The sequence below is a fragment of the Enterococcus ureilyticus genome (assembly GCF_001730315.1).
Taxonomy (GTDB): Bacteria; Bacillota; Bacilli; order Lactobacillales; family Enterococcaceae; genus Enterococcus_L; species Enterococcus_L ureilyticus.
Genome location: NZ_MIKC01000005.1, coordinates 73,110 through 84,656, shown reverse-complemented (window position 1 = coordinate 84,656; position 11,547 = coordinate 73,110). Strand labels below are relative to the sequence as shown.

The window sequence follows — 11,547 nt, the reverse complement described above, 5'->3', positions numbered from 1 at the left end:
TTTTCTGAATATCAAGGATAATCATAAATAGAAAGCGCTTTCTTTTATTAGGAGTGAAAATATGGAAAATAAGAAGACGAGAAATATTCATTGGATGCTGGCGGCTATTTTTTTAGGATACACATGTATTTATATCGATAAAACAACAATTGGTATGTCACTGGTGACGATTGCAAATGATTTAGGATTTGATCCGCAGCAAAAGGGTTTGGTGTTGAGCGCCTTTTTTCTAGGGTATACAGTTTTTCAAATTCCTTTTGGGTATTTATCAAGTAAGATTGGTACGAGAAAAATGATGATCATCTCCGTTTTTTTAGTAGGAATTTTTCTATTTTTATTCGGGTTTGGCTTTTCTTTATTGTATTTGCTTTTAGTTCGTTTCATGACAGGTGCGGTTGCTCATTCGGGTTATCCGTCTTCTGTCAGCACGTTCATTTCACAAGAATTGCCAATAGAAAAACGTGGGCCGGCACAATCGACTATGATCGCTTCATCAGGTTTTGCGGCAATTGTTGGTCCCTTACTGATTGCGCCACTTTTACTTCAAGTTGGTTGGCATAGGACTTATTATATTTTAGGGGCGGTGGTTCTTTTGATTGCAGTATTGATGTATGTTGTGATTCCTAAAGAATTTGGTGGAGTAAAAGAGCATTTAAAAAATAAGCGCACGATTTCATTCAGAGAAGTATTACAGGATAAAAATGTTTGGATTTTGATATTTGCAGCGTTTTTCATCAATGCTGCAATTTATGGGCTAAATGGCTGGATGGCGACTTATCTAGTCGAAGCGCACGGACTGGCTCTAACTCAAACGGCTTATGTAACGGCAGTTATTGGCTTTTTCACAATGGTGGCAGCGATGTTAGGCGGGGTTATGGTCAATAAATATTTTATTGGAAAAGAAAAAAAGGTGATTTTTGTCGCAACGATAGGTGGCGGACTTTTTGCTCTTCTAGTTTCAGTTGTCGGATCATTCTTCATGAGCATGATTTCATTAGCTTGTGCGGTGGCTTTTGCTAGTTTAGCTTTTGCGACGCTAATGAGCATTCCAGTTAAAATATTCCCTTCAGATGAAGTTTCTGCTAAATATGCGACGATCAATGCGATTGGTGTTTCAGGTGGGTTTGTGGCGCCGACTATTATTGGGGCATTGATTCAATTTTCTAATGGCGGCTTCTTCAGTTCATTTTTATTTATTGGCGTTTCATTCGTTGTTTCTGGGGGGATTACGTTATTGATTCAAAAAAATCAGAAATCTTAATTCAGAATTTTGAAAAAAGTAAAAGGGTGTGAGAAGATGTGTACGGGAATCACAGTGAAATCTAAATTAGGGAACAGCTATTGGGGACGGACACAAGAATTTAATGTATTGTTGGATTACGACGGTGCGATTATCCCTAAAAATTATGATCTAAGTACATCATTGGATCATTATAGGACACATTTTGCTGCAATGGGTATAGCTCTAGCTGGTAATCCATTATTAGTAGACGGAGTGAATGAAAAAGGATTAATGGGCGGTTCTTTTTATTTCGGCAATGATAATCGCTATGTTGAATCGGATGAAATTCGCAAGATGGGAAAATTGCCATTGGCTGGCGCTGAATTTGTGACCTATGCCTTAACAAATTATGCATCAGTTGCGGCAATAAAAGAGCGAGTCAATCAAGAGACAGCGATTGCAATTGTTGACAATCAGGTTGGCATTCCGCAGCACTACGTTTTCCAAGATGAATCTGGTGCGTCGATCGTTGTAGAACCATCGATTGAAGGCGGCTATGAAATATATGATAATCCTGTGGGAGTTTTTACGAACAGCCCAAAATTTGACTGGCATTTAACCAATCTTCAAAATTACGTAGGACTTAGTGACATGATCGCACCAGCTATTCAGATGGATAATCTTTATGTGTTTTCAAATGGTAAAGGATCTGGTTTGCGCGGAATCCCAGGCGATTTTACTCCACAATCTCGTTTTATTCGTGCAGCCTATCTAAAACACTTTTCTGAAAAAGTAGATGATGAACAGGTAATAGAACAAATTTTTCATATTTTAGATAGCTTTGATATTCCTAAAGGAGTTGTGAAAGTCAGTTCACAGACGGATGTGCAGTACACCCAATATACCAGTGCCTACGATAGTAAGGAAAAGCAACTGTATATTCATTTGTATGAAAATCGTAGAATCCAAACCTTGTCATTAAAAGCCGGTAGATTAGATAATTCTGTACCTCAGTATTTTGAATTAAAGAGGGAACAACAATATTATTCAATGCCTAAAAAGAACGAAAAATAGACCTAAAATAAAGTTGATGGAAGAGAATTACGGGAGAGACTAGTCATAGCACCGAAGGAGCAACTCTTCAAGAGGAAGACGAATCTCTCAGGTTTTTTACAGAGGAACTAGCATTTTTTTAAGATGCCTGTTCCTCTGTTTTTTTATATAGTTTAGATAGCTTGGAGGTGTCATTGGTTAAGTACTAAAAATACACAGAAGCAAAGGAGTAGAAAAGATGGATTTAAAAACACCTTTATATGACGCACATCTTGAAGCCGGTGGAAAAATGGTTTCATTTGCTGGCTACACACTACCTGTTCAGTACAAAGACAGCGGTGTGATCAAAGAACATTTAGCTGTTCGAAATCAAGTAGGATTATTCGATGTTTCCCATATGGGAGAGGTCGTTTATGAAGGAAAAGATGCTTTAGCGAATTTGCACTATTTGTTAACCAATGATTTTAGTAACTTAGAAGTAGGTCGTGTTAGATATACCTTGATGTGTAATGAAAACGGCGGTGTGATCGATGATCTACTCGTTTATAAATGTAGCGATGAAAAATATTTATTAGTAGTCAATGCAGCGAATAGAGCAAAAGATGTTGCATGGATGAAAGAACACTTATTTGGTGAAGTGGCATTTTCGGATCAATCGGATCAATTTGTTCAAATTGCATTGCAAGGCGCATTTGCCAAAGAGATGATTGAAAAACGAACGAAAGAAGAAGAGATTCCTAAAAAATATTATAGCTTTACTGAAAATGCGGATGTAGGCGGTGTGACGTGTCTATTATCACGAACCGGTTACACCGGAGAATTTGGGTATGAATTGTACTGTAAACCAGAAGACGGAATCAAATTATGGAATTTATTACTGGAAACGGGTCAAGAATATGACATCATTCCCTGCGGCTTAGGAGCTCGTGATACGTTACGGTTAGAGGCTGGGATGCCGCTTTATGGTCATGAAATGACAGAAGAAATTACTCCTCTTGAAACGGATTTAAATTTTGCCGTCAAGATGAAAAAAGAAGATTTTATCGGCAAAAAAGCGCTCATTGACAAAGGGGAACCTAAAATTACTCGAATCGGTCTGCAGTTAACGGATCGAGGAATTGTTCGTGAAGGAGCTGATGTGTATTTTAATGATAAGAAAATCGGGCAGACCACCTCAGGCACCATGTGTCCATTCATTAGTAAAGCCTGTGCAATGGCTTTAGTTGAGAAAAATAGTGTAGAAATTGGTTCTCCCATAGAAGTTGAGGTTAGAGGCAAAAAAATTAAAGCAGAAGTTGTCACACTACCATTTGTAAAAAAATAATTGAAAAAGAAGGAGTCGTTTATTATGACAAAAGCTATGGAATTGAAGTTTTCAAAATCACATGAGTGGGTACTTTTTGATGGAGATAAAGTAAAAATCGGTCTGTCTGATTATGCACAAGATCAATTAGGTGATATCGTTTTTATTGATTTACCAGATGAGGGTGACGATGTTACCAAGGGTGAATCGTTTGCAGATATTGAATCTGTCAAGGCTGTTTCAGAAGCGTATTCTCCAATCACAGCTACAGTGACAGCAGTCAATGAAGAGCTTTTGGACAGTCCTGAGTTGATCAATTCAGCACCGTTAGAGTCATGGTTAATTGAAGTGGAAGGGGTAGACGAAATCGAAGACTTGCTAAGTGCTGAGGAATATAAAAAATTCTGTGAAGAAGCTGAGGAGGCATAATGAATGGGTAACTATCTTGGTTCAACGCCACAACAACAACAAGAAATGCTGAGAACGATCGGTTTAAAAAATATGAGTGACCTTTATCAGGATATCCCGAAAGAAATGATTATAAAAAATCTAGCTATTCCAGCGGGAAAATCAGAATTTGAAGTACGACGTATTTTAGAAAAGATGGGCAAGAAAAATAAAGTCTTCTCCAGCATTTTTCGGGGTGCGGGTGCCTATAATCACTATATTCCTGCTATTGTAAAGCAAATTTCAGCAAAGGAAGAATTCATGACGTCTTACACGCCGTATCAACCAGAGATCAGTCAAGGATTGTTACAGTCGATTTTTGAATATCAAACAATGATTTGTGAAATTACCGGAATGGATGCAACGAATGCTTCTGTTTACGATGGTGCAACGGCTGCTGCTGAAGCGATCAATATGTGTTTAGAAAAAAAACGCTTAAAGGTTTTGATTTCAGAAACGACAAATCCAATGACGATTCAAACAGCGTTGACTTATTTTAGTTCTAGAGAAATCGAATTTGTGATGATTCCAGAGAAAGATGGATTGACAGATTTATCTGTTTTAAAAGAAAAATTAGATGATACAAGCGCTTGTTTTATTGTCCAACAACCTAATTATTATGGAGGAATTGAACCTGTCGAGGTAATCGCTGAAATGGTTCACGAAGCAAAAGCTAAATTTATTATGAGCGTCAATCCAGTTGCTAGTACGGTACTAAAGACAGCTGGTGAAGTTGAGGCAGATATTGCGGTTGGCGATTCACAGCCATTTGGGATACCATTAGCTTTTGGTGGACCTTATATTGGGTTCATTGCGACAAAAGAAAAAATGATTCGTAAATTACCTGGGCGTATTGCAGGGGAAACAGTGGACGAAGCAGGTGATCGAGCATTTGTTTTAACACTGCAAGCTCGTGAACAACATATTCGTAGAGAGAAAGCAGCTTCTAATATTTGTTCAAATCAGGCACTGTGCGCCTTAACTAATGCTGTTTATATGAGTACAATGGGCGCTCGGGGTATTCAGGAAGTAGCTGAGCAATGTTACAGCAAAGCTCATTACCTTTTGGATGGACTAACGCAAATCGAAGGGGTAAAACGAACGAATGATAGTCCCTTTTTCCACGAATTTGTGACAACTTTTCCAGTAGCAAATGAAGTGGTTCTAGCTAAATTAGAAGAACATGACATCTTAGGTGGCTATCCGACAGAGCAAGGTTTACTATGGTGTGTAACAGAAATGAATACGAAAGAACAAATAGATGAAGTCGTTGCATTGGTGAAGGAGGCGTGTGGACAATGAAATTAATTTTTGAACGTAGTGTAGAAGGGTATTATAACGAAATGATTTCACCATGTGATGTACCAACCACGGCTCTTCCAGAAGAAATGAAGCGCCAAAAAGAACTCCATTTGCCCTCACTGCCTCAACCTGAGATCAGTCGACATTATACAGAACTAGCAGATGCAACATTTGGTATCAATAATGGCTTTTATCCTTTAGGTTCTTGCACAATGAAATACAATCCTAAAATTAATGATGAAATGGCTACCTATCCCGCTTTTGCAAGTATTCATCCTTTGCAGCCAGAGCATACAGTTCAAGGTTCATTAGAAGTTTTTACCATGACGGAAATGTTGCTGAAAGAAATCACGGGGATGAATGCAATAACATTTCAACCAGCAGCGGGTGCACATGGTGAGTTTACTAGCTTATTGATGATCAAAGCGTATCACAAAAAGCATGGTCAACCACAACGAAACAAAATTATTGTCCCTGATTCTGCTCATGGAACAAATCCTGCAAGTGTAGCAATGACAGGGATGATTACAGTGAATATTCCATCAGATAACTATGGTTGTGTGGATATTGAAGCGCTGAGAGCTGCGGTTGGGGAAGATACCGCGGGTTTGATGTTGACCAACCCAAATACAGCTGGGATCTTTGATAAAAATATTTTAGAAATCACGAAAATCGTTCATGATGCGGGTGGATTGAACTATTATGATGGTGCAAATTTAAATGCCATTATGGGTGTTGCACGTCCAGGTGATATGGGCTTTGACATTATTCATTTAAATCTACACAAAACCTTTTCAACACCACATGGTGGCGGTGGCCCAGGATCTGGCGCTGTTGGGTGCAAATCATTATTAAAACCATTTTTACCGGACTATTATCCAGTCAAGGAAGGAGCGGAAATAGGCTTTACGAGACCTGTGAATTCAATTGGATTAGTAAAAGGCTTCTATGGGCAATTTTCAGTCTTCTTGCGAGCGTTGACCTATATTTTATTTTTAGGATCAGAAGGAATTTCGTCTGCCTCCAAGAGTGCAGTATTAAATGCTAATTACATGCTTCATGAATTAAAAGATATCTTTGAAGTGCCATATGGCGAGTCTTGTATGCATGAATTTGTAATTAGCTTAGATAAATTGAAAAAAGAAACAGGTGTAACAGCACTAGATATAGCGAAAGGGATTTTAGATCATCATATGTATCCGCCAACGATGTATTTCCCCTTAACTGTACCAGAAGCTCTGATGGTGGAACCGCCAGAAACAGAGTCAAAAGAACGGATGGATGATGCAATTGCCGTTTATCGTAAACTTTATGAAGATGCTCATAAAAATCCGGAAGCTTTTCATGAATATCCTTTACATGCTCAAATCCATCGTGTAGATGAAGTAAGAGCTGCTAGACATCCCATTGTTCGTTATGACTTTGCTTTGGAAAACAATGAATAAAGTGAGCTGCTATTGAAAAGTACAAAGCGGAACGTTGTTACCTTGAGTTATCTAGCTATGCGGGCTAGTCTCTCAGGAAATAAGAAAAATAAAATGTGATAAAGAGCATTGCAGTTCATTTTTCCTATTTTTCAGTCGAGATTAAATAAGCCCGCTATGCTTTTACCAAAAGAGTAAGGAGGAATGGTATGCGGTATGATCTAATCATAATCGGGGCGGGGCCTGGTGGATATGTTGCAGCGATCAAAGCGGCTCAGCTGGGGATGAAAGTAGCTCTTGTTGAACGTGATCGAGTAGGAGGAACATGTTTAAATCGAGGCTGTATTCCGACGAAAGCATTATTACATTCAGCTGAAACAGTTCGTGAAATAAAAAACGCGAGTGAATATGGTATCTATATTGATGATAGCCAAATGAACATGGAAGAAATTTACGCAAAGAAAAATAAAGTGGTTGAGACTCTCGTTCAAGGAATCGAAGGTTTGGTCAAAGCAAATAAAATCGAATTGATTTTCGGATCAGCACAAATCATCCAAGTGGGTGTAATTGACGTTGACGGATCAAGATACGAGACCGAAAAAATCATGATCGCAACAGGTTCAAAACCAGTGATTCCACCGATTCCAGGTAGCAATTTACCAGGTGTATTAACAAGTAACGAACTTTTAAAACAGCCAAATACCTATAAAAAAATGACCATTATCGGCGGTGGAGTGATTGGCGTTGAGTTTGCCTTGATTTTTAATGCGTTAGGTTGTGATGTAACGATTATTGAAACTGCTAATACATTATTACCAAATTTTGATAGTGAAATTTCCAAAAAATTAGCAATGGTTTTAAAAAAACAAGGAATCAAAGTAGCAACCAAATCGATCGTGTCCGGTATTTCTAAGGAGGAACAGTTGACCTGTACCTATACGTCTAAAGGAAAAGAAAAAACTGTTACAAGTGATGCAGTTTTGATTGCTACTGGTCGAAAAGCAAGCTTTGAAGAGGTATTTTCAGCTGATTTGAACGTAGAAATTGAAAATCAAAGTATTTGGGTCAATGATGCTTTTGAAACGTCTATTAAAGGCATTTATGCCATCGGAGATGTAGCAAGCCGTGGCACTCAATTGGCTCATGTAGCTTCTGCACAAGGCGTGAATGCTGTTTTGGCGATGAATCAAAAAGCAGTGGAATATGATTTAGAGGTAATTCCTTCTTGTGTTTACACTACACCTGAAATCGCTGCTGTCGGAATGACAGAAGAAGAGGCAAACAGGCAAGGAATCTCTGTGGATGTTGGCAAATACAACATGGCGGGAAACGGAAAAACAATGATTGCAGGGAATTCATTAGGATTCATCAAAGTCATTGCAAATGCACAAAATGGCAAAATTATTGGTGCGCAGCTGATGTGTGATCGGGCAACAGATATGGTCAGTGAATTTACGACAGCAATTGTTAACAGGTTGACGATTGAGGAAGTAATGTCGATTGTTCATCCACATCCAACGTATAATGAAGGAATAGGCGAGGCTTATGAAACGCTTCAAGGTCTTGGAATCCACACAATCCCTAAAAAATAATAGAAATATACCAAATATTCTGAAATATTTGGTACTATAATAAGAGAAGCAATTTTTCCGTTCGCTTTGGGTACATGATTGGTTTTTACAAATTTATTGAAAGTCATTTCATTTAAAAAGAAAAGGAGAAAAAATAATGCTGACAGAAACACAAAAAAAAGTTGCCGATAGTTTAGAAGACGAACTAATTCAAATCAGAAGACATTTACATCAGAATCCAGAAATAGGGATGGACTTACCGAATACTGTGGCTTTTGTAAAAGAGAGACTCACAGAATACGGCTATGAACCTAAAGCATGCGGAGAGTCTGGTGTCACCGTTGTGGCGGGTAAAAAAAGTGGTAAAACATTTTTACTAAGAGGTGATATGGATGCACTGCCGATTCGCGAGCTGACTGATCTACCATTTAAATCCGAAAATGGCTATATGCATGCCTGCGGTCATGATATGCACACAACGATGTTGCTTGGTGCTGCAAAATTATTAAAAGAATTTGAAAATGAATTAGACGGACAAGTGAAGTTATTATTTCAACCTGGGGAAGAAATACTTTCAGGTTCAAAAGACTGTATCAAACATCAGGCACTAGAAAATCCTACAGTAGATGCTGGCATGATGATCCATGTTTTCCCATTTGAAGGGTTTAAAGCAGGTCAGATCATGCCAACACCAGAAGGGACTTTTATGGCTAGTGCGGATTGGTTTGAAATCAATATCAAAGGTCGTGGGGGACATGGATCCCAACCTGAAACATCAATCGATCCAATCAATGTAGCTGTCCATATCTATACAGCGCTACAAGAATTATCAGCAAGAGAAATTGGTTCAGAGGAACGGTTTGTGCTGACCATCGGCGAATTTATTGGGGGAACACCAGGTGCTTCTAATATTATTCCAGAAACGACAGTGATGAAAGGAACCTTACGAACCTTAAAAGAAGAGGTCCGTGGACAGGTCAAAGAACGAATGGTTGCAATCGCTGAAAATATCGCAAAAGCATTTCGTGCCGAAGCTGAGGTGGTTTTCACGAATGGTTGCACAACCAATGTGAATGATCCTGAATTAACGGCATTTACTAAAAATTCACTGATAGAAACATTTGGAGCAGAACGTATTGTCGCTATTCCGATGTCAACACCATTGATGGGTAGTGAAGATTTTGGCGAAATCAGTCAATTGATTCCAACAACAACCGTTCTTTTGGTGGCATCTGAAGAAAATATCAATCTCCATAATCCAACTATTGTTTTTGATGAGTCTGTGTTGGTTGAAGGAGCAAAAGTTTATACAGATACAGCAATGTCGTGGTTAAAGAACAACTGAAAGAATTGATGGAATGGAGAGGAAAGAATGGTCAAAACAGATATTGAAATTGCACAAGCTACTACGATGTTGCCTATCACAAAAGTAGCAGAACAACTTGGTTTGGATGAAGAACAATTTGAATCGTATGGAAAATACAAAGCTAAAATAGAAGTTGAAAAAATCAAAGGCAACAAAGAAGGCAAAGTGATCCTGGTTACAGCAATCACACCCACGCCTGCTGGGGAAGGCAAGACAACCACAGTTGTCGGTCTAGGTGACGCATTGAATCGAATCGGAAAAGAGGCGATTATCGCGTTAAGGGAACCTTCTTTGGGACCTGTTTTTGGAATAAAAGGAGGAGCAGCTGGCGGCGGCTATGCGCAAGTTGTTCCAATGGAAGATATCAACCTTCATTTTACAGGGGATTTTCATGCGATTGGAGCAGCAAATAACCTGTTAGCAGCAATTATTGACAATCATATTTTTCAAGGGAATGAGCTAGGAATTGATAATCGTCGTATCACTTGGAAAAGAGCGGTGGATATGAACGATCGTCAATTAAGAAATATTGTTGATGGTTTAGGGGCTCGGGTCAACGGTGTTCCTAGAGAAGATGGTTTTGAAATCACAGTTGCTTCAGAAATCATGGCCGTTTTATGTTTATCTAATGATATTGAAGATTTGAAAGAAAATCTAGCTAATATCATTATCGGTTACACCTATGATAATCAACCTGTTACTGCCAGAGAACTGAATGCACAAGGCGCTATGACAGCTTTATTGAAAGATGCGATCAAGCCCAACCTCGTTCAAACATTAGAAAACAATCCAGCATTGATCCATGGTGGACCATTTGCCAATATCGCACATGGCTGCAATAGCGTGATTGCAACGAACACGGCTAGAAAACTAGCCGATTATGTTGTGACAGAAGGTGGTTTTGGTGCTGATCTAGGCGCTGAAAAATTTATCGATATCAAATGTCGGAAATCTGGTATTCGACCTTCGGCGGTTGTTGTTGTAGCGACTGTTCGTGCATTAAAAATGCATGGTGGTGTACCTAAAGATCAACTTGGCGCTGAAAATATAGCAGCCTTAACAGACGGATTGCCAAACCTTTTAAAACATATCGAAAATACAACGACTGTGTTTGGGTTACCAACAGTAGTAGCCATCAATAAGTTTCCTACAGATACAGATGCAGAACTTGAACTTGTGAAAGAAGAATGCCAAAAACGCAATGTGAATGTAGTTCTTTCAGATGTTTGGGCTCAAGGTGGTGCCGGTGGTGAAGAGCTAGCGAAAGAAGTAGTTCGACTAGCCGATCTGGAAAATCATTTTTCATTTGCCTATCCAGACGAATTGCCAATCAAAGAAAAAATCAGTGCCATCGTAGAGAAAATTTATGGAGGAAACGTTGTTCGCTATGAGCCTATTGCGGAAAGAGAAATTGCTAAACTGGAAAAACTCGGGTTCGGTCATTTGCCAATTTGTATGGCTAAAACTCAGTATTCATTTTCAGATGACCAAACCAAATTAGGAAGACCCACCGATTTTGCGATAACAGTCAGTAATATCAAGATATCGGCTGGAGCAGGGTTTATTGTAGCTTATACGGGGTCAGTAATGACAATGCCTGGGTTACCAAAGAAACCAGCTTATGAAAAAATCGATGTTGACCCCGATGGAAAGATCATTGGTCTGTTTTAAGTCGAAATAATCTGTAACATAATAAATAAACTCATTGATACGGCTATATACTGTCCGCAATGAGTTTATTTAGGTTTCTATACGAGCAACTACTTTTTAGTCAAAAGCATTACCTATGTGTCTTGACACCTAGTTGTTTTTACTTTAAAATAAATATTATCAGATATGTCAAGACACATCGGAGGGAA

The 11,547-nt window shown here is 38.7% G+C and carries 9 protein-coding genes and 1 riboswitch; all 9 genes read left to right on the top strand.

What is annotated here, in order from left to right:
• The first annotated feature begins 61 nt into the window (after window positions 1–61).
• The gene (locus BCR24_RS04190; RefSeq protein WP_069639314.1) at window positions 62–1,261 is read left to right on the top strand and encodes an MFS transporter; all 1,200 of its coding nucleotides are present in this window, start codon (window positions 62–64) and stop codon (window positions 1,259–1,261) included.
• Window positions 1,262–1,297: 36 nt separating this feature from the next.
• Entirely contained in the window at window positions 1,298–2,296 is a 999-nt protein-coding gene (locus BCR24_RS04185; protein WP_069639313.1) for a linear amide C-N hydrolase, read from the top strand.
• A gap of 20 nt (window positions 2,297–2,316) precedes the next feature.
• Window positions 2,317–2,408, top strand: a riboswitch (glycine riboswitch).
• Between the two features lie 105 nt (window positions 2,409–2,513).
• On the top strand, window positions 2,514–3,599 hold the full coding sequence (gene gcvT / locus BCR24_RS04180; protein ID WP_069639312.1) for a glycine cleavage system aminomethyltransferase GcvT: 1,086 nt from the start codon (window positions 2,514–2,516) through the stop codon (window positions 3,597–3,599).
• A 24-nt stretch (window positions 3,600–3,623) separates the two neighbouring features.
• On the top strand, window positions 3,624–4,007 hold the full coding sequence (gene gcvH / locus BCR24_RS04175; RefSeq protein ID WP_069639311.1) for a glycine cleavage system protein GcvH: 384 nt from the start codon (window positions 3,624–3,626) through the stop codon (window positions 4,005–4,007).
• 3 nt (window positions 4,008–4,010) lie between these two features.
• Entirely contained in the window at window positions 4,011–5,327 is a 1,317-nt protein-coding gene (gcvPA, locus tag BCR24_RS04170) for an aminomethyl-transferring glycine dehydrogenase subunit GcvPA (protein WP_069639310.1), read from the top strand.
• Window positions 5,324–6,772, top strand: a complete 1,449-nt coding sequence (gcvPB, locus tag BCR24_RS04165) for an aminomethyl-transferring glycine dehydrogenase subunit GcvPB (RefSeq protein WP_069639309.1) — start codon at window positions 5,324–5,326, stop codon at window positions 6,770–6,772. Before gcvPA ends, gcvPB begins: the two co-directional genes overlap by 4 nt.
• A 188-nt stretch (window positions 6,773–6,960) precedes the next feature.
• On the top strand, window positions 6,961–8,343 hold the full coding sequence (lpdA, locus tag BCR24_RS04160; RefSeq protein ID WP_069639308.1) for a dihydrolipoyl dehydrogenase: 1,383 nt from the start codon (window positions 6,961–6,963) through the stop codon (window positions 8,341–8,343).
• A 136-nt stretch (window positions 8,344–8,479) separates the two neighbouring features.
• Window positions 8,480–9,667: a M20 metallopeptidase family protein gene (locus BCR24_RS04155; RefSeq protein WP_069639307.1), complete on the top strand. Its 1,188-nt coding sequence runs from the start codon at window positions 8,480–8,482 to the stop codon at window positions 9,665–9,667.
• Window positions 9,668–9,694: 27 nt separating this feature from the next.
• Window positions 9,695–11,359, top strand: coding sequence for a formate--tetrahydrofolate ligase (locus BCR24_RS04150; RefSeq protein WP_069639306.1), 1,665 nt, complete (start codon window positions 9,695–9,697; stop codon window positions 11,357–11,359).
• Window positions 11,360–11,547: the final 188 nt, after the last annotated feature.

Excerpts from the sequence above, each read along its gene's own strand:
- BCR24_RS04190 (WP_069639314.1), top strand. The coding sequence starts at position 62 with ATGGAAAATAAGAAGACGAGAAATATTCATTGGATGCTGGCGGCTATT.
- BCR24_RS04185 (WP_069639313.1), top strand. The coding sequence starts at position 1,298 with ATGTGTACGGGAATCACAGTGAAATCTAAATTAGGGAACAGCTATTGG.
- gcvT (WP_069639312.1), top strand. The coding sequence starts at position 2,514 with ATGGATTTAAAAACACCTTTATATGACGCACATCTTGAAGCCGGTGGA.
- gcvH (WP_069639311.1), top strand. The coding sequence starts at position 3,624 with ATGACAAAAGCTATGGAATTGAAGTTTTCAAAATCACATGAGTGGGTA.
- gcvPA (WP_069639310.1), top strand. The coding sequence starts at position 4,011 with ATGGGTAACTATCTTGGTTCAACGCCACAACAACAACAAGAAATGCTG.
- gcvPB (WP_069639309.1), top strand. The coding sequence starts at position 5,324 with ATGAAATTAATTTTTGAACGTAGTGTAGAAGGGTATTATAACGAAATG.
- lpdA (WP_069639308.1), top strand. The coding sequence starts at position 6,961 with ATGCGGTATGATCTAATCATAATCGGGGCGGGGCCTGGTGGATATGTT.
- BCR24_RS04155 (WP_069639307.1), top strand. The coding sequence starts at position 8,480 with ATGCTGACAGAAACACAAAAAAAAGTTGCCGATAGTTTAGAAGACGAA.
- BCR24_RS04150 (WP_069639306.1), top strand. The coding sequence starts at position 9,695 with ATGGTCAAAACAGATATTGAAATTGCACAAGCTACTACGATGTTGCCT.